We start from the raw sequence: 19,324 nt of genomic DNA on the forward strand, positions 1-19,324 counted from the left end.
AAAAAACGCATTTGGACTCGAGAATTTTAAATTCTTTCCTAAACGAACATGCAAATACGGTTTGTTTTTTTCAAACGTTCCTGATACAATTTTGATAAACGCCAAACGGTCTCTGTGTTTTGGATCCATGTTGGCATGTATTTTAAATACAAATCCGCTTAATTTTTCTTCTTCAGGTTTTACTAATCTGGTGTCTGATTCTTTTGCTCTTGGTGTTGGAGCAATTTCTACGAAACAGTCTAACAATTCGCGAACTCCAAAATTATTCAAAGCCGAACCAAAGAAAACAGGTTGTAAATCGCCTTCTAAATATTCTTCACGGCTAAATGGTGGATAAACTTCATCAATTAATTCTAATTCTTCTCTTAATCGATTAGCAGGTTTTTCACCAATAATTTTTTCTAATTCTGGACTATTAATGTCGTCAAAAGCAATCGTTTCTTCAATGTTTTTTCGACTATCACCTTCAAAAAGGTTGATGTTCTTTTCCCAAATGTTGTAAATTCCTTGAAAATCGTATCCCATTCCAATAGGAAAACTCAATGGTGTAACACGAAGTTTTAACTTTTTCTCTACTTCATCCATCAAATCAAAGGCATCTTTTCCTTCACGGTCTAATTTGTTAATGAAAACAATCATTGGAATGTTTCGCATTCTACAAACTTCTACTAATTTTTCGGTTTGTTCCTCAACCCCTTTTGCAACGTCAATTACAACAATTACGCTATCTACGGCAGTTAGTGTTCTAAAAGTATCTTCTGCAAAGTCTTTGTGACCCGGCGTATCTAAGATATTAATTTTTTTATCTTTATAATTAAAAGCTAAGACAGAAGTTGCTACCGAAATTCCTCTTTGTCTTTCAATTTCCATGAAATCGGAAGTAGCTCCTTTTTTAATTTTATTACTTTTTACAGCTCCAGCCTCCTGAATAGCACCTCCAAACAACAATAATTTCTCGGTTAAAGTCGTTTTTCCGGCATCGGGATGCGAGATAATTCCAAAAGTTCGTCTTCTTGCTATTTCTTCTATAAAACTCATTATTCAAAATTTTGTGCAAAAGTAACTTTTTTTTGTAGAAATTTCTGTTAATAGTCGCTTATAAATGTTGTGGAATAGTCTCGAATTGTTATTTTTGTCGATTACAACTTAAAATGTATAAATTAATATGAAAATTAATCGCCTACTTATTTTTGGTTTTTTATTTATTCAGTCTTTTTTGTTTGCTCAAACAAAGGAAGTTTTATTTTCCATAGACAATCATCCTTATTACACTGACGAATTTATTAGGGTGTACAATAAAAACTTAGATTTAGTAAAAGATGATTCTCAAAAAGATTTAGATAAGTATTTAGATTTGTTTTTGGGATATAAATTAAAAGTTGAGAAAGCAAATAAACTAGGATTGCAAAATGGTGCGAACTATCAAAACGAATTGAAGTCATATCGCAACCAATTATCTAAAAATTATTTGAATGATTCAAAAGTAACTAACGAATTGGTTCGTGAAGCTTACGATAGAATGCAACAAGAAGTAAGAGCTTCGCATATTTTAGTTTTGGTTGATGAAGGCGCATCTCCTCAAGATACTTTAAAAGCCTATAATAAAGTTCTAGATATTAAGAAAAGATTAGATGCTGGTGAAGACTTTGTAAAAATAGCGCAGCAATTTTCTGAAGATCCATCAGTAAAAGAAAACAATGGCGATTTAGGTTATTTTTCAGCTTTTAGAATGGTGTATCCTTTTGAAAATGCAGCTTATAAAACTAAAGTAGGTCAGGTTTCAAAACCATTTCGCACTCGTTTTGGATATCACATTATAAAAGTGGTTGATAAAAGAGTAAATCGTGGAGAAGTTACTGTGGCGCATATTATGGTTTTAAAACAAACCGATGCAACTCAACAAGAGAAAGCTAAAACTACTATTGATGATATTTATAAAAAAATTCAACAAGGTGAAAGTTTTGAAAGTTTAGCACAGCAATTTTCGGAAGATAAATCTTCAGCACCAAAAGGTGGTGTTTTGCAACGTTTTGGTTCAGGACAATTGAGTTCTGAAGAATTTGAAAATGTAGCTTTTGAATTAAAAGAGAAAAATCAAATTTCGGCACCATTTGAATCGCAATTTGGATGGCATATTGTAAAACTAATTGAAAAGCATCCAGTGCGTTCTTTTGATGATATGAAGATGGAATTAGAAGACAAAATTAGAAAAGACGAACGTTCTTTGTTAATTACAAATTCGTTAGCTAAGAAGGTTAGAGGGAAATATTTGTTTACAAAAGACGCTAAATTAATTGCAAAAATAAAAGGTGTTATAAACGACGAATTTTATTCGCAAACATGGGTTGTTCCAGAAAAAACTAAAGAATTAGAAGGAACTATTTTAACTATAAATAAAGATAAGAAAGTAAATTCTAAAGTATTTTTAGATTTTATTGCTTCTAAGCAAAAATCAAATATTAAAACAAAACCTGTTGCTAAATTAGTAGACGAATTGTTTGAAAAATTTATTGATGAGCAATTGATAGCTTATTACAATGATAATTTAGAGAGCGAGTTTACTGAATTCAAAAATGTAATGGACGAATACAGAGACGGTTTATTGCTTTTTGATTTGATGGAAAAAGAAATTTGGAATAGAGCCAAAAATGATACTATCGGATTAAATGAATATTTCCAAAAAAACATCAAGAATTACCAATGGAAAAAAAGATATAGTGCCGATATTTTATCATCTACAGATTTAAAAGTAATTGAAAAAGCACAAAAGTTTTTGAAAAAAGGAAAATCAATAGACTATATTAAAGAGCAACTAAATAAAGATGGTAAAATAAACATCATGTCAAAATCGGGAATGTATGAGGAAGATTATGATGTGTTGCCACAATTTAATAATTTGTCTAAAGGAGTATCTTCTATTGTTTCTAAAGATAAATACCATTTTGTTGTAAATATTACCGATGAAAAACCGGCTGGTGCAAAAGAATTAACCGAATGCAAAGGGAAAGTTATTAGCGATTATCAGCAATATTTAGAAAATCATTGGGTAGACGAATTAAGAAAAGAGTTTAGTATCAACGTAAATCAAGACGTATTCGCTAAAGTTAAAAATCAATTGAATAATTAATGAAGTATTGGATTCAAATAATTTTACTTACACTATTGGTTTCTTCGTGCGATTATTTTAAAGCGCCAAGAGAACCAAAAGCAATCGCTCGTGTAGGTAAAAGTTATTTATATGAATCTGATATTTTAGATTTAGTACCAAAAGGAACTTCAAAAAAAGATAGTATAGCAATCGTTAAGTCATTTATAGACAGATGGGCTACTCAAAAATTACTTTTTGAAGCTGCTGAGAAAAATATTGGAAAAGAACAACTAGACGAATTTAATGTTTTAATAGATCAATATAAAGTTGATTTATATACTAAAGCCTATTTAGAAAATTTAGTAATTAGACAAGTAGATACTTCTGTTACTGATGGTCAAATAGTTGATTATTATAGTAAAAACAAGCAATACTTTAAGAATTCGTCAGAATTGGTTAAGTTGCGATATATCAATTTAGTTAAAGAAAATCCAAAATTTGCAAAAATTAAATCAAAGTTTAGTTCCTTTACCAAAAAAGATAAAAAGGAGTTAGAGCAAATGGCGGTTCAGTTTAAAAGTTATGCTTTTAACGATTCCATTTGGGTTGATATTAATCAGATTTATGAAAAAATTCCGTTCATCAACATAGAAAATAAACAGAAATATATTTCTGGCGGAATGAATTTTCAGTATCCTGATTCAACAACTATTTGGCTAGTAAAAGTTAATAGTGTTTTGCCAAAAGATAGCGCTACACCATTAGAATTTTTAAAACCAACAATTAAACAAATTATTATCAATAATAGAAAATTAGAATTAATTAACACCTTAGAAAAAGAGATTACGAATGACGCAATCAAAGACAATAAATATGAAATTTATAAATAAAAAATTACTTTTTGCATTACTTTTAATAACATCAACAACAGTATTTGCACAGCCTAAAAAACAAAAAGTTGATGGAGTTATAGGAGTTGTAGGAGATTATGTTGTACTTGACTCTGACATCGATTTAGATTACATCACCTTAAAAGCTCAAGGAGTTGATGTTAAAGATATTTCAAGATGTGAACTTTTTGGAAAGCAATTAGAAGATAAGTTATATGCTCATCAAGCTGTTCAAGATAGTATTGTAGTTACTGATGCAGAAGTGAATTCCTATTTGAATGAACAATTAGACGCAGCCGTAGAACAAATAGGTTCTATGGAAAAAGTAGTTAAATATTACAACAAAAAAAATGAAGAAGAATTAAGAAATCATTTTTTTGATGCTGTAAAAATGAACAAACTTACGTCTCAAATGAGAAATAAGATTGTAGAAGGTGTTACTATTACTCCAGAAGAAGTTAGAAATTTTTTCAAAGGAATTCCAGCAGACGAAATTCCAACTTTTGGTGCCGAAATGGAAGTGGCTCAAATTGTTGTAAAGCCTGTTATTTCTGAAGAAGAAAAGAAAAGAGTAATCGATAAATTAAAAGAAATTAAACAAGACGTGTTAAATGGTTCTAGTTTCTTTAGTAAAGCGGTTTTGTTTTCTGAAGATCCAGGATCAAGTTCAAACGGTGGTTATTACAAAATGAATCGTAAAACTGCTTTCGTTAAAGAATTTAAAGATGTTGCTTTTAGTTTAGCTGAAGGTGAAATTTCTGAACCATTTGAAACAGAGTTTGGTTATCATATCATTATGGTAGATAAAATTAAAGGTCAGGAAGTAGAATTGCGTCATATTTTAATTGCTCCAAAAGTATCAACTCAAGCAATGAAAGATGCTAAGGAAAAAATCGAACAGATTCGAAATAAAATCGTAAACAAAGAAATTACTTTCGCAGAAGCAGCAAAATCTTCATCTGACGAAAAAGAAACAAGAAATAGTGGAGGTGTTTTATTAAACCCAAGAACTATGGAACCAAGATTTGAATTAACTAAAATGGATCCTACTTTATATGCTCAAGTTTCTTCTTTAAAAGATGGTGAAGTTTCGTTGCCAATTTTAGATGAAGAAAGAGGGTCAGGTAAGTTCTATAAAATAATTACGGTTAATAACAGAATCGAAGAGCACCAAGCAGATTTTTCTAGAGATTATTTAAAAATTAAAGAATTAGCTTTAAGAGATAAACAAATCAAAGAAATTGCAAAATGGTCTGAAGAGAAAATTAAAGAAACCTACATTAAAATTAGTGATGAATATAAAGATTGTGATTTCGCTAATAATTGGTTAAAAAAATAAATTAACTAACCCTTTGAATTTTCAGAGGGTTTTTTATTATTTTAGAGGTTTAATAATTAAGTTCAATTTTCCGAATTCTAAATTCTAAATTCAATATGTCAGACGTAGCAGCCATTCAGGAATTAGTTCAAAGACAAAAAGCATTAAAGCAAGAAATTGCAAAAGTAATTGTGGGTCAAGATGAAGTAGTACATCAAATTGTGATGAGTATTTTTTCTGGAGGTCACGCTTTGCTTATTGGTGTGCCTGGTTTAGCAAAAACTTTGATGGTAAACACCATTTCTCAAGCTTTAGGATTGAATTTCAAAAGAATTCAGTTTACACCCGATTTAATGCCTTCCGATATTTTAGGAAGTGAAATCTTAGACGAAAATCGTCACTTTAAATTTATCAAAGGGCCAATATTTTCCAATATTATCTTAGCTGATGAGATCAACAGAACTCCACCAAAAACGCAAGCAGCTCTTTTAGAAGCTATGCAAGAACGTGCAGTAACTGTAGCCGGACATCATTATAAATTAGATTTGCCTTATTTTGTATTAGCAACTCAAAATCCAATTGAGCAAGAAGGAACGTATCCGTTACCAGAAGCGCAATTAGACCGTTTTATGTTTGCCGTAAAATTAGATTATCCAAGTTTTGAAGAAGAAGTAAATGTGGTAAAAGCAACCACTTCTGATTTTAAACCAGTAGTAAATTCTTTATTCACGGCTCAGGAAATTATCGATTTTCAAAATGTAATTCGTAAAATTCCTGTGGCTGATAATGTGATTGAATACGCGGTTTCATTAGTAAGTAAAACACGTCCCGATAATCCATTATCGAATGAATTTGTAAAAACATATATCGATTGGGGTGCTGGTCCAAGAGCTTCACAAAACTTAATCTTAGCTGCAAAAACTAATGCCGCTTTTAATGGGAAATTCTCACCAGATATTGAAGATGTGAAAGCAGTTGCAGTAGGAATTCTTCGTCATAGAATTGTAAAAAATTATAAAGCTGATGCCGAAGGAATTTCGGAAGATGATATTATTAAAAAGCTGTTTTAATATGAATTTAAAGTTTTTAATTGCACTCGTTTTTGTTTCCTTGAATAGTTTTTCACAATCGCAATGGAGAGCTTTGTCGTCTGCTATTTCTAATCCAAATAACCAACGATTTGACGATGTTTTTTTCTTAGATGAAAACCTTGGTTGGGCTTTAAATGGAAGTTATGCATCTGTTTATAAGACTATAGATGGTGGAGTAACATGGACACAACAGTTGAATGAAACGGCTTTAGGTGCTAATTATTACTTTAGAAATATTGAGTTTTTAAATCAGAATGTAGGTTTTGTAGGAACTTTAACAAATAATAAATTTTTTAAAACAATTGATGGAGGTACTACTTGGTCTGAAATAACAAATATTTCTCCTGCACCAAGAGCTATTTGTGGTTTAGATGCAGTGGGAACATCAACTGTTTACGGTTGTGGAGCTTATTTTTCAACTACGCCATTTATTGTAAAATCTGTCGATAGCGGTGCAACTTGGCAATATATTAATATGTCAAGTTATGCAACGGGTTTGGTAGAAATTATGTTTATAGATGAGAATTTTGGTTATGTTTCAGGAAGAAGTGCTACAGGAGGTATAGTTCTAAAAACAACTGATGGAGGTCAAAGTTGGGTTGAAATTTACAATAGTGGAATTCCAGGTGAGTATGTATGGAAAATGCAACTTTTACAAGGAAATTCAGATGTTATTTTTGGTTCAATTGAATCTGTTACTCCAAATAATGGTAAACTAATACGAACTACAAATGCTGGTGTTACTTGGGAAACTAAAAATGCTCCTGAGGTTGAAATTCAAGCAGTTGGTTTTATTTCTTTAGATCATGGTTGGATGGGCGGTCATAGTACTGGATTTTATGAAACGAATGATGGAGGAAATACTTGGGTAAGCCTGAATGTTGGTAGTAATCTCAATAGAATTTTTATTATAAACGAAAATTTGGCTTACGCTTCAGGCACAACAGTTTATAAATATGATCAAACATTAAGTAGTACAGATTTTCAGGAAGTTCCGAGAGTTCCTTTGTTGGTAAAAGTTGTGCCAAATCCAATAGTCGATAAATTAAATTTGAGTATTAATTTTAAAGATTCGGATAACCTCAATATTGAATTGTACGATAATTTAGGTAGAAAACTTAAAGACCTCTTCTTTGAAGAAATTACCCAGCAAGGTGAAAAATTATACTCTTTTGACTTTCCCTACCCAAAAGGTGTTTATTTTGTGAATTTACATAGTAATACAGGGCGTCAAAGCATAAAAATCATAAAATAATTTTTAATTTAAATTAAAAACTTTATTTGGTTTTTATTATCTTTTTTCGAAATTCTTAAAATTTGCCTTCAAAATAAATAATTTGTAAATAATTAACCTATTTTCTTATTAATATTGAAAAATAACCATTAAAATAGAATGTTTGTAAATAATAATTCTTCTATTTAGTCTTTTTATTAAAAATTTTTAAATCCAATTAAGATTTATTAAATTTGTGCCACCAAAAAATACAACAAACACTAATTAACTTATTTATAGTATGGCGTTAGCTACTGAAATGAATCTTTATAACGAGTATATTAAAGAAATCGAAGAAAGAAAAGGTCAAGGATTACACCCAAAACCAATTGATAGAGCTGATTTGTTAAATGAAATCATTGCTCAAATTAAAGATACAAACAACGCAAACAGACAAGATTGTTTGAAGTTTTTTATCTACAACACTTTGCCAGGAACAACTCCTGCAGCTGGAGCTAAAGCAAAATTCTTAAAAGAGATTATTCTTGGTCAAGAAATAGTTGCTGAAATTACTCCAACATTTGCTTTTGAATTGTTATCTCACATGAAAGGTGGACCTTCTATTGAAGTACTTTTAGATTTAGCATTAGGAAATGATTCAAATATTGCAAATCAAGCGGCTGAAGTTTTAAAAACACAAGTTTACCTTTACGATGCTGATATGGCTCGTATCAAAGAAGCTTATGAGAATGGAAATACCGTTGCTAAAAATATTTTAGAAAGTTATGCTAAAGCAGAATTCTTTACTAAACTTCCAGAAATTGAAGAAGAAATTAAAGTAGTAACCTTCATCGCTGGAGAAGGTGATATTTCAACTGACTTATTGTCCCCAGGTAATCAAGCGCACTCGCGTTCTGACCGTGAATTACACGGAAAATGTATGATTACGCCTCAAGCGCAAGAAGAAATCAAAGCCTTACAAGCGCAACATCCAGATAAATCGGTAATGTTAATTGCTGAAAAAGGTACGATGGGAGTTGGTTCTTCTCGTATGTCAGGAGTAAATAACGTGGCGCTTTGGACAGGAAAACAAGCTAGTCCTTATGTACCATTCGTAAACTTTGCTCCAATCGTAGGAGGAACTAACGGAATTTCTCCAATCTTCCTTACTACAGTTGACGTAACTGGTGGTATCGGAATTGATTTAAAAAACTGGGTTAAAAAGACAGACGCCAACGGAGAATTAGTTCGTGATGAAAATGGAGAACCAATTTTAGAGCAAGTGTATTCAGTTGCAACTGGAACTGTTTTAACTATCAATACTAAAACAAAAAAATTATACAACGGTGATAAAGAATTGATTGATATTTCAAGATCGTTCACACCACAAAAAATGGAATTTATCAAAGCAGGTGGTTCTTATGCTATCGTTTTTGGTAAAAAAATCCAAACGTTTGCAGCTAAAACTCTTGGAATTGAAGCGCCCTTAGTTTACGCACCTTCAAAAGAAGTTTCAGTTGAAGGACAAGGTTTAACTGCGGTTGAAAAAATCTTCAATAGAAATGCGGTTGGAACTATTTCTAAAAAAGCATTACACGCAGGTTCAGATGTTCGTGTTACTGTAAACATCGTAGGTTCGCAAGATACTACAGGTTTGATGACGGCTCAAGAATTAGAATCAATGGCAGCGACTGTGATTTCTCCTATTGTTGATGGAGCGTATCAATCAGGTTGTCACACGGCTTCTGTTTGGGATAAAAAAGCACAAGCTAATATTCCTAAATTAATGCAATTCATGAACGACTTTGGTTTAATCACGGCTCGTGACCCAAAAGGTGTTTATCATGCGATGACCGATGTAATTCACAAAGTATTAAATGATATTACGGTTGATGAATGGGCTATCATTATTGGTGGTGATTCACATACTAGAATGTCTAAAGGAGTTGCTTTCGGAGCAGATTCAGGAACAGTTGCTTTAGCTTTAGCTACAGGTGAAGCTTCAATGCCAATTCCAGAATCAGTGAAAGTTACTTTCAAAGGAAATATGGCAAGTTATATGGATTTCCGTGACGTGGTTCATGCTACGCAAGCGCAAATGTTACATAAATTTGGTGGTGAAAACGTTTTCCAAGGAAGAATTATCGAAGTACATTTAGGAACTTTAACCGCTGACCAAGCGTTTACATTCACAGATTGGACTGCCGAAATGAAAGCAAAAGCGTCTATTTGTATTTCTGAAGATGAAACGTTAATCGAATCATTAGAAATTGCAAAAGGAAGAATCCAAATCATGATTGATAAAGGCATGGACAACAAAAACCGTGTGCTTCAAGGATTAATCGATAAAGCAAACAAGCGTATTGCCGAAATCAAATCAGGTGAAAAACCAGCGTTACGTCCAGATGCTAATGCAAAATATTATGCAGAAGTTGAAGTAGATTTAGATCAAATCGCTGAGCCAATGATTGCTGACCCAGACGTTAATAATAAAGACGTTTCTAAACGTTATACTCACGATACAATTCGTCCGCTTTCTTTCTACGGAGGTGACAAAAAAGTAGATTTAGGATTCATCGGTTCTTGTATGGTTCACAAAGGCGATATGAAAATCTTAGCACAAATGCTTAAAAATATCGAGAGACAACAAGGTAAAGTGGAATTCAAAGCGCCTTTAGTAGTGGCTCCTCCAACCTACAACATTGTTGACGAATTAAAAGCAGAAGGTGATTGGGAAGTATTACAAAAATATTCAGGTTTCGAATTTGATGATAATGCACCAAAAGCAGCAGCTCGTACAGAATACGAAAACATGTTGTATTTAGAGCGTCCAGGTTGTAACCTATGTATGGGTAACCAAGAAAAAGCGTCTAAAGGAGATACGGTTATGGCAACATCAACGCGTTTATTCCAAGGTCGTGTGGTTGAAGATACTGCTGAGAAAAAAGGAGAATCTTTATTATCATCTACACCGGTAGTAGTTTTATCAACAATTTTAGGAAGAACTCCTTCAATTGAAGAATATAAATTAGCTGTAGAAGGAATCAACTTAACTAAGTTTGCTCCATCGCACAAATTGTTAGTAGGATAATTTAATTCGATATATCAAATCAGAAAGCTCAAGTTTTTTACTTGGGCTTTTTTGTTTTTATCTGTTCAAATTTTTGTAAATTAGTGGGATTAAATAACACACAAAATAAATTACTATGGCATTTGATATTGAAATGATTGAAAAAATGTATGCTAACATGGCGGCTAGAGTAGATAAAGCTCGAGACGTAGTTGGTCATCCATTGACGTTGTCTGAGAAAATTTTGTATTCGCATTTATGGGAAGGAATGCCAACTCAGGCATTCACAAGAGGTAAAGATTATGTTGATTTTGCTCCCGATAGAGTAGCTTGTCAAGATGCGACAGCGCAAATGGCATTATTACAATTTATGCATGCTGGAAAAAAAACAGTTGCAGTTCCAACAACCGTTCACTGTGACCACTTAATTTTAGCAAAAAATGGGGCAAAACAAGACTTGGAGTTAGCCAATAAGCAATCAAAAGAAGTATTCGATTTCTTATCATCGGTGTCAAACAAATACGGAATCGGATTTTGGAAACCGGGTTCAGGAATTATTCACCAAATCGTTTTAGAAAACTATGCATTTCCAGGAGGTTTGATGATTGGAACCGATTCTCATACCGTAAATGCAGGTGGTTTAGGAATGTTAGCCATCGGTGTTGGAGGTGCTGATGCAGTTGATGTAATGTCAGGCATGTCTTGGGAGTTAAAATTTCCAAAATTAATCGGAGTAAAGCTAACTGGTAAATTAAACGGTTGGACTTCACCTAAAGACGTTATTCTAAAAGTAGCGGATATCTTAACTGTAAAAGGCGGAACAGGCGCTATTGTAGAATATTTCGGAGAAGGTGCCGAATCGATGTCATGTACTGGAAAAGGAACCATATGTAATATGGGAGCTGAAATTGGAGCTACCACTTCAACATTTGGTTACGACGATTCAATGAGAAGATATTTGGCAGCAACTGGTCGTCAAGATGTCGTAAATGCTGCCGATAAAGTAGCATCTTACTTAACAGCCGATGCCGAAGTTTATGCAAATCCAGCACAATATTTCGATCAATTAATTGAAATAAATTTGTCTGAATTGGAACCGCATATCAATGGACCTTTCACTCCAGATAGAGGAACACCAGTTTCCAAAATGAAAGCAGAAGCAGAAGCAAATGGTTGGCCAATAAAAGTCGAATGGGGATTAATTGGTTCGTGTACCAATTCCTCTTACGAAGATATGTCGCGCGCTGCTTCTATTGTTAGACAAGCTGTAGCTCATGGAATTTCGCCTAAAGCAGAATTTGGAATCAATCCAGGTTCGGAACAAATTCGTTACACTATTGAACGAGATGGCATCATCGCTGATTTCGAAAAGATGGGAACCAAAGTATTTACGAATGCTTGCGGACCTTGTATTGGACAATGGGATAGAGAAGGAGCGGACAAACAAGAAAAAAATACCATCGTGCATTCGTTCAACCGAAACTTTTCAAAAAGAGCCGATGGAAACCCAAATACACATGCTTTTGTGACTTCTCCAGAAATGGTAGCCGCTTTAGCGATTTCAGGTCGTTTAGATTTTAATCCAATTACGGATACTTTAATAAATGATAAAGGAGAAGCTGTAAAATTAACTCCGCCTTTTGGGGATGAATTACCGACTAAAGGTTTTGATGTAGAAGATCCGGGATTTCAAGCGCCTGCAGCTGATGGTTCAAGCGTAGAAGTTGTGGTTTCTCCGACTTCAGACCGATTACAATTGTTAGCGCCTTTTGAAGCTTGGGATGGTAAAAATTATACAGGAGCAAAATTACTAATCAAAGCGTTCGGAAAATGTACTACAGACCATATTTCGATGGCTGGACCTTGGTTGCGTTTCCGTGGACATTTGGATAATATTTCGAATAACATGTTAATTGGTGCAGAAAATGCATTCAACGGAAAAGCAAATTCAGTTAAAAATCAATTAACTGGCGCTTATGACGAAGTGCCAAAAGTTCAAAGAGCTTATAAAGCTGCTGGAATTCCTTCAATTGTTGTTGGAGATCATAATTATGGAGAAGGTTCTTCACGTGAGCACGCGGCTATGGAACCACGTTTCTTAGGTGTAAAAGCAGTTTTAGTAAAATCATTCGCACGTATTCATGAAACCAATTTGAAAAAACAAGGAATGTTAGCCTTAACTTTTGCAAACGAATCGGATTATGATAAAATTCAAGAAGATGATACAATCAACTTTTTAGATTTAACCGAGTTTGCACCAGGAAAACCATTGTCATTAGAATTTGTTCACGCTGATGGTTCTAAAGATATCGTCATGGCAAATCATACCTATAATGATAGTCAAATTGGATGGTTTGTGGCGGGTTCTGCTTTGAACTTAATTGCGGCAGGAAAAGCGTAATTTAAATTTAAAATAATGTTAAAACTCCCTTTTTAAAGGGAGTTTTTTTTATCTTGCGACCGTCAAATTATACAATCCATCTAAATTAATTCTAAATGAAATTATTCCAAATTATAACTTTTTTTCTTTTCTTCTGTAGTGGTGTTGTTTTTTCTCAAAAGACAATTAAACATACAGTGGTTTCGGGTGAATCCATTTATTCCATTGCTAAAAAGTATGATGTTAGTGAATCCGACATTTATGAATTAAATCCAAAATCGAAAGGCGCTTTATTACAGTTAAAAACTGTTTTGTTAATTCCCAACAAAAAGTCAAAATCAAAAAACAGCAAAGAAGTTGTTTCTTCTAAAAAAGTTAGTACAGAAACTCATATCGTTGAATCAGGTGAATCACTATATAAGATTGCAAAAAAGTACGATATCAGTCTAGAAAAATTAAAAGAATTAAATCCAGATATCAAGCCAGAGTCGATTCAAATTGGTGATAAAATAGTGGTTTCTGCCAAAAAAGAGAAAGAAACTCCAAAAGAAAAAGAAACTCCAAAAGAAAAAAAGCCTAAAGAAACAAAAACAGTGGTTACTGAAGTAGCTAATCCGGTTAATCCAACGAATATGGATTCTAATTTATGTACGGATGAATTAGGAAATAAGGTGCACACAGTAACTAAAGGCGAAACTTTATATAGACTTTCAAAAAAGTACAAAGTTAGTGTGAAGGATTTAGAAGAAATGAATCCTGAAATTATTGCCAATTTACCAATCGGATATGAAGTTGTAATTAAAAAAGGAGATGTAGAGTTAGCAAAACATCAAAATGAAATTGTAAGTAGTCCAAAAGAGGTGGAAGAACTTTCTCCAGAAAACATGTCTAAAGCCGAGTTCTTAATTGCGAAAGCTTCGCAGCACATCGGAACTAGATATAGAGGTGGCGGAACTACGAGTGCTGGTTTTGATTGTTCTGGTTTAATGTTTTCTACTTTTAAACATATTGATATGACTTTGCCTCGTTCTTCAAGCTCAATGGCAGTTGGAGCAGGTTATAAAATTGATAGGAGTCAGGCGCAAAAAGGCGATTTAATTTTCTTTACAACCAATGGTAGAGGAAGTATTAATCACGTGGGAATGATTACCGAAATTAACGGCGATGAAATTAAATTTATTCATTCCTCTGTACAAGCTGGAGTTATTATTTCATCTACAGAAGAACCTTATTACAAAAAACGTTTTATCCAAATTAATCGTGTTTTAGAAAATTAATCGATAGTTTTCTACATGATATTTATCATTTTACTTCCAACTAATAGCATGTAAATTCGTAACTTCTAAAAGTTATGTCATGAAAGTAGAACAAATTTATACAGGTTGCATTGCGCATGCTGCTTATTACGTTGAAAATAATGGTGAAGCCGCTATTTTTGATCCATTACGTGAAGTCCAACCTTATATCGATCGTGCTAAAAAGGATAATGCTAAAATCAAATATGTATTTGAAACACATTTTCATGCCGATTTTGTTAGCGGTCATTTGGATTTAAAAGCAAAAACGGGAGCTCAAATTGTTTTCGGTCCAACAGCAAAACCTAATTATGAAGCTTTAATAGCCTCTGATGGACAAATTTTTACTATTGGAAATTATAAAATAAAAGCCATTCATACGCCTGGTCATACCATGGAAAGCACAACTTATCTTTTAATTGATGAGAATGATAAGGAACATGGAATTATTTCGGGTGATACTTTATTTATTGGTGATGTTGGTCGACCTGATTTAGCCCAACATGTGGTTGCTGATTTAACGCAAGATAAATTAGCGCGCTTATTATATCATTCGCTTCGTGAGAAAATAATGCCGTTATCTGATGATTTAATTGTGTATCCAAATCATGGAGCTGGAAGTGCGTGCGGAAAGAATATGAGTAAGGAAACTACGGATACTTTAGGTAATCAAAAACGAACCAATTATGCGCTTCGACCAAATATGACAGAAGATGAGTTTGTAAAAGAATTGCTTACTGGGTTGACAACGCCACCTGGCTATTTTCCAAAAAACGTATTATTGAATTTAAAAGGATATGAATCGTTAGATAAAGTTATTGAGAAAGGTAAAAAGCCTTTGAATCCAAATGAATTTGAAACTTTAGCAAATGTATCTGGCGCTTTAATTTTAGATACTAGAAATGCCAATGATTTTGCAAAAGGGTTTATTCCGAATAGTATTAATATTGGAATTGATGGCAGTTTTGCGATGTGGGTTGGTGAAATGATTTCCGATATCAATCAAGCTATTCTTTTAGTTACAGAACCTGGTAGGGAAGAAGAATGTATGATTCGTCTTTCGAGAGTAGGATATGATAATACCATCGGTTATTTAGAAGGTGGTTTTGAATCTTGGAAACAAGCCGAAAAAGAAACCGATTTTTTAAAGCGAATTACTGGAGAACAACTAGAAGTGATGCTAAAAACAGCAGATTTGCCATTGTTTGATGTTCGTAAGAAAAGCGAATTTGATTCTGAGCATTTATTGAATTCTACTAATATTCCACTAAATCAGTTGAATACTAAATTAGGTAGTTTTCCTAAAGAGAAACCATTCGTAATTTATTGTGCAGGAGGTTATCGCAGCATGATAGCAGCTTCGATTTTAAAACAAAGAGGTTTTGATAATTTTGTTGATGTTTCTGGTGGTTTTAATGAAATAGCTAAAACAACTGATTTGCCCAGAACGGTTTATGTTTGTCCATCAACTTTGTTATAGAAATAAATAAACCGCTTTTAAGCGGTTTATTTATTTAGTAAAAATTAACTATCTTTTAAAAAGTTAAATATTTCATCTTTTAGAAACACGCGATCTTTTCTAAGATGTGATAATTCATCATCCATAGCTAATTCTTCGTCGGTTTCAATTTTGTATATTTTCTCATCTAAATCTGTATACGATTTTAACAAAACCTGAAATTCATCATTGTTGTGATATAGGTTTTTAATTTTGTCTGCAAATTCAGGAAAATCTTGATAAATAGGATGTTTAGTTATCATAACGCTGGTTTTTAAATTAGTATACTCAAATTTACTAAATTTAACTAGTATTGCGTATGATAAATATCATTTTGGAAATGCTATTTTTTCTTTTTTGCAATGAATTTTTCGTATTTTTCTAATTGTTCGGGCGAAAGTATTTTCTTTATTTCAGTGTTGAATTTTTCACCTATTTCTGTTAGTAGATTCTTTTTTTCTATATCACTGTAAATAGATGTTTCAATGATTTCTTTTGATTTAGATTGATTGTCCTTTATAAGATTACGAACAATAGCTTCTTGGAAACCATCAAGATTTAGTTCTTTCTTTAATAATTCAACAGAAGATTCAACTATATCTACTTTTTTATTTTGGTCCCCATTACTATATTGACCTGCTCCAATTCGCCTATCAATTTGCGCATTTGAATTTATAAATGAAAAAACGAAAAGAATTAAAAAAAATATTTTTTTCATAGTTTATGATATTGGTTCTGCATACAAATCAAATTCTGTAGCATCTATTACTTTTAAGTTTACAAAATCACCTGTTTTTAAATAGTATTTAGAAGCGTCAACTAATACTTCATTATCCACATCTGGACTATCAAACTCAGTTCTTCCAATGAAGTATTGCCCTTCTTTTCTATCGATAACACATTTAAAAGTTTGTCCAATTTTCTCCTGATTTAAATCCCAAGAAATTTGCGATTGTAAGTCCATAATTTCAGCAGCACGTGCTTGTTTTACTTCCTGTGGAACATCATCTTCTAAGACAAAAGCACCTGTGTTTTCTTCATGCGAATACGTAAAACAACCTAAACGCTCAAATTTCATTTCTTGTACCCAATCACGAAGAATTTCAAAATCTTGTTGTGTTTCGCCAGGATATCCAACAATTAAAGTAGTTCTAATTGCCATTCCAGGAACACGCTCTCTAAATTCTTGTAATAATTTTGTTGTTTTTTCTTTAGTTGTTCCGCGTTTCATCGATTTTAAAATATCATCTGAAATATGTTGTAACGGAATATCAATGTAATTACAAATTTTTGGTTCGCGTTTCATTACATCTAAAACATCCATTGGGAAACCACTAGGGAATGCATAATGCAAGCGAATCCACTCTATCCCTTCAATTTTTACTAAGTTTTCTAGTAATTCGGCAAGATTACGTTTTTTGTATAAATCTAATCCGTAGTAAGTTAAATCTTGAGCAATTAATATCAATTCTTTTACTCCTTTTTTAGCCAAACCTTCCGCTTCTTTTACCAATTTTTCAATAGGTTGCGAAACGTGTTTTCCACGCATTAACGGTATCGCACAAAAACTACAAGGTCTATCACAACCTTCCGCAATTTTTAAATAGGCGTAATTTTTTGGAGTTGTAGTTAAACGTTCTCCTAATAATTCGTGTTTGTAATCAGCTCCTAAAGCTTTTAATAAAAGAGGTAATTCTGTAGTTCCAAAATATTGGTCAACATCAGGAATTTCCTTCTCTAAATCAGGACGGTATCTTTCAGATAAACATCCGGTAACGAATACTTTATCTACTAAGCCTTGATCTTTTTTATCTACATATTCCAAAATCGTATTTACCGATTCTTCCTTTGCATTATCAATAAAACCACAAGTGTTAATTACCACGATATTGCCTTCTTCTTCGTGTGCTACATCTTTTCCGTTGGCTTTTAGTTGTCCCATTAAAACTTCACTATCGTAAGTGTTTTTAGAACATCCAAGAGTAATTACATTGATTTTATTTTTCTTTAACGATTTTTACATTGTTTTGAACGTTTCTAATTCTAGCAGTATCTGTCATTCCTGAAGAAATTAAATTCTGATTGTAATTTCTGTGAGAATTTGCGTAAGATAAATCTAATTTACTTTCTCCAAAATTGTATCCAACTCCAGCAGAATATCCTGTTAAGTCTCCAATAATATCTCCAGTTTCATATGGGCTTTCTTCAAAACGATATCCGCCACGAAGACTCCATTGTTTAATTTTGTATTCGCCACCAATTCTTAGTTCAAAAGCTTTTTTCAATTCTAGACTCATTTGAGAATTCAAATCTCTAAAATCATTTTGATTCGTGTTTTTAAATTCGGTGTTGCTGTAATCTTTTTCAGCTAAGTCAATACTTATTAATCCCTTTTTGTTAAAAATATAGGTTGCACTTGCCGTAATTTTGCTTGGAGTTCTCAATTTGTATGTTGGAAAAACAAAAATCGGACTTGCGTAGGAACGGTTTTCATCTCCAGAAGGAACATTAACATTTCCATAAGTATATAAATCCTGAACTAATTCATCATTTAATCTGTACCATGTTGGTGATTCATAAGCTGCTCCAATTCGTAACGATTCATTTATTTTGTAGATAGCACCTAAATTAAACGAAAAACCAGAACCATAAGTGCTTAATTGATTGTCAAAAACAATTTCTCGAACTGTTGGTTGAGTGTTAGGGTTTTCGGGGTTGCTATTATATTCATAAAGGCGACTTGTGGTTACATAATCAGTAAAATGTGCGTTAAGGTTTATTCCTAAGAATAACTTGTCTTTATAGCTAGTAGCTACGTTTGCCGTTAATTTTCCATTGTATCCATTAGAAGTTGAGAAATAATCTTGATAATAATTGCCTCCTGGCGAAACATTAGAGACAAAAACATTAGGATCGTCTTCAGATGGGTTTATTATGTAAGTATCATAACCCATTTCGTATTGGTAATCATTAAATGGGGTGTTTGCTATAAAGTTAGCTTGATCAACAAAATATTGTGAAATTGAGTTAGAAGGATTTCTTCCGGCAATAAACATTCTGTTGTCAAAATTATTTGTGTTATCATAATTTAGTGCAACAGAAATTTTATTCCAATCAGATTTTCCAGATGCATCACTAAATACTAGTACTGCTCCAACTTGATTTAAGTCTAAAGTACTAAAGTTTTCTTTGCTTTTTGTTCCAAAGTAATTAGCATTATTACTATTATTAAAGCTAGAAACTGTTACACTTGCAAAATTATTATTAAAAAATAATGAACCAGCAGGGTTAATACTTATAGCCGATAAATCGCCACCTACAGCTCCAAAAGCACCACTCATCCCTCTAAATCGAGCGGTTCCATTCATGTTTTCAACAGCGTATCTAAGTGCATCCGCGGTTGTCATTTCTTGAGCAATTGATAGAAATGAAATATTAAGTGCTGCAATTAAAAATATCTTTTTCATATACATTTTATACT

Annotated in this window: 14 protein-coding genes; 9 read left to right on the forward strand and 5 right to left on the reverse strand. The window is 32.7% G+C overall.

Annotated features, from left to right (window positions below; all coding sequences use genetic code 11):
• Window positions 1–1,038 (reverse strand): peptide chain release factor 3 (locus L6Q46_RS04070; protein WP_291283235.1); only part of this gene is annotated, 1,038 nt, incomplete at its 3' end.
• 127 nt (window positions 1,039–1,165) lie between these two features.
• Here L6Q46_RS04070 and L6Q46_RS04075 point away from each other — a divergent pair.
• The 9 genes from L6Q46_RS04075 (at window position 1,166) to L6Q46_RS04115 (ending at window position 15,825) form a co-directional block, all read left to right on the forward strand.
• Complete coding sequence (locus L6Q46_RS04075; protein ID WP_291283236.1) at window positions 1,166–3,127, forward strand: peptidylprolyl isomerase; 1,962 nt, start codon at window positions 1,166–1,168, stop codon at window positions 3,125–3,127.
• On the forward strand, window positions 3,127–3,978 hold the full coding sequence (locus L6Q46_RS04080) for a hypothetical protein (RefSeq protein WP_291283237.1): 852 nt from the start codon (window positions 3,127–3,129) through the stop codon (window positions 3,976–3,978). The genes L6Q46_RS04075 and L6Q46_RS04080 overlap by 1 nt, the downstream gene beginning before the upstream one ends.
• The gene (locus L6Q46_RS04085; protein ID WP_291283238.1) at window positions 3,962–5,317 is read left to right on the forward strand and encodes a peptidylprolyl isomerase; all 1,356 of its coding nucleotides are present in this window, start codon (window positions 3,962–3,964) and stop codon (window positions 5,315–5,317) included. Before L6Q46_RS04080 ends, L6Q46_RS04085 begins: the two co-directional genes overlap by 17 nt.
• 95 nt (window positions 5,318–5,412) lie before the next feature.
• Window positions 5,413–6,366, forward strand: coding sequence for a MoxR family ATPase (locus L6Q46_RS04090; RefSeq protein WP_291283239.1), 954 nt, complete (start codon window positions 5,413–5,415; stop codon window positions 6,364–6,366).
• 1 nt (window position 6,367) lies between these two features.
• Window positions 6,368–7,642 (forward strand): YCF48-related protein, encoded by a 1,275-nt coding sequence (locus tag L6Q46_RS04095; protein ID WP_291283240.1) that lies wholly within the window; start codon window positions 6,368–6,370, stop codon window positions 7,640–7,642.
• Window positions 7,643–7,919: 277 nt separating this feature from the next.
• Window positions 7,920–10,691, forward strand: coding sequence for a bifunctional aconitate hydratase 2/2-methylisocitrate dehydratase (locus L6Q46_RS04100; RefSeq protein ID WP_291283271.1), 2,772 nt, complete (start codon window positions 7,920–7,922; stop codon window positions 10,689–10,691).
• Between the two features lie 115 nt (window positions 10,692–10,806).
• Window positions 10,807–13,071 (forward strand): aconitate hydratase, encoded by a 2,265-nt coding sequence (locus L6Q46_RS04105; RefSeq protein ID WP_291283241.1) that lies wholly within the window; start codon window positions 10,807–10,809, stop codon window positions 13,069–13,071.
• Between the two features lie 95 nt (window positions 13,072–13,166).
• Complete coding sequence (locus L6Q46_RS04110; protein ID WP_291283242.1) at window positions 13,167–14,327, forward strand: peptidoglycan endopeptidase; 1,161 nt, start codon at window positions 13,167–13,169, stop codon at window positions 14,325–14,327.
• 79 nt (window positions 14,328–14,406) lie between these two features.
• The gene (locus L6Q46_RS04115; RefSeq protein WP_291283243.1) at window positions 14,407–15,825 is read left to right on the forward strand and encodes an MBL fold metallo-hydrolase; all 1,419 of its coding nucleotides are present in this window, start codon (window positions 14,407–14,409) and stop codon (window positions 15,823–15,825) included.
• Between the two features lie 44 nt (window positions 15,826–15,869).
• On the opposite strand, the gene L6Q46_RS04120 is transcribed toward L6Q46_RS04115, so the two are convergent.
• The 4 genes from L6Q46_RS04120 to L6Q46_RS04135 form a co-directional block, all read right to left on the reverse strand.
• Window positions 15,870–16,106 carry a DUF465 domain-containing protein gene (locus tag L6Q46_RS04120; protein ID WP_291283244.1) on the reverse strand — a complete coding sequence of 79 codons (237 nt, stop codon included), beginning with the start codon at window positions 16,104–16,106 and terminating at the stop codon, window positions 15,870–15,872.
• An 80-nt stretch (window positions 16,107–16,186) separates the two neighbouring features.
• Window positions 16,187–16,561, reverse strand: a complete 375-nt coding sequence (locus tag L6Q46_RS04125; RefSeq protein WP_291283245.1) for a hypothetical protein — start codon at window positions 16,559–16,561, stop codon at window positions 16,187–16,189.
• 3 nt (window positions 16,562–16,564) lie between these two features.
• Window positions 16,565–17,839 carry a 30S ribosomal protein S12 methylthiotransferase RimO gene (gene rimO / locus L6Q46_RS04130; RefSeq protein ID WP_291283272.1) on the reverse strand — a complete coding sequence of 425 codons (1,275 nt, stop codon included), beginning with the start codon at window positions 17,837–17,839 and terminating at the stop codon, window positions 16,565–16,567.
• Window position 17,840: 1 nt separating this feature from the next.
• On the reverse strand, window positions 17,841–19,310 hold the full coding sequence (locus L6Q46_RS04135) for an outer membrane protein transport protein (RefSeq protein WP_291283246.1): 1,470 nt from the start codon (window positions 19,308–19,310) through the stop codon (window positions 17,841–17,843).
• Window positions 19,311–19,324: the final 14 nt, after the last annotated feature.

The sequence above is a fragment of the Flavobacterium sp. genome (genome assembly GCF_023151265.1).
Classification (GTDB): domain Bacteria; phylum Bacteroidota; class Bacteroidia; order Flavobacteriales; family Flavobacteriaceae; genus Flavobacterium.

Excerpts from the sequence above, each read along its gene's own strand:
- L6Q46_RS04125 (WP_291283245.1), bottom strand. The coding sequence starts at position 16,561 with ATGAAAAAAATATTTTTTTTAATTCTTTTCGTTTTTTCATTTATAAAT.
- L6Q46_RS04085 (WP_291283238.1), top strand. The coding sequence starts at position 3,962 with ATGAAATTTATAAATAAAAAATTACTTTTTGCATTACTTTTAATAACA.
- L6Q46_RS04115 (WP_291283243.1), top strand. The coding sequence starts at position 14,407 with ATGAAAGTAGAACAAATTTATACAGGTTGCATTGCGCATGCTGCTTAT.
- L6Q46_RS04080 (WP_291283237.1), top strand. The coding sequence starts at position 3,127 with ATGAAGTATTGGATTCAAATAATTTTACTTACACTATTGGTTTCTTCG.
- L6Q46_RS04095 (WP_291283240.1), top strand. The coding sequence starts at position 6,368 with ATGAATTTAAAGTTTTTAATTGCACTCGTTTTTGTTTCCTTGAATAGT.
- L6Q46_RS04075 (WP_291283236.1), top strand. The coding sequence starts at position 1,166 with ATGAAAATTAATCGCCTACTTATTTTTGGTTTTTTATTTATTCAGTCT.
- L6Q46_RS04135 (WP_291283246.1), bottom strand. The coding sequence starts at position 19,310 with ATGAAAAAGATATTTTTAATTGCAGCACTTAATATTTCATTTCTATCA.
- L6Q46_RS04110 (WP_291283242.1), top strand. The coding sequence starts at position 13,167 with ATGAAATTATTCCAAATTATAACTTTTTTTCTTTTCTTCTGTAGTGGT.
- L6Q46_RS04090 (WP_291283239.1), top strand. The coding sequence starts at position 5,413 with ATGTCAGACGTAGCAGCCATTCAGGAATTAGTTCAAAGACAAAAAGCA.
- L6Q46_RS04105 (WP_291283241.1), top strand. The coding sequence starts at position 10,807 with ATGGCATTTGATATTGAAATGATTGAAAAAATGTATGCTAACATGGCG.
- L6Q46_RS04120 (WP_291283244.1), bottom strand. The coding sequence starts at position 16,106 with ATGATAACTAAACATCCTATTTATCAAGATTTTCCTGAATTTGCAGAC.
- L6Q46_RS04100 (WP_291283271.1), top strand. The coding sequence starts at position 7,920 with ATGAATCTTTATAACGAGTATATTAAAGAAATCGAAGAAAGAAAAGGT.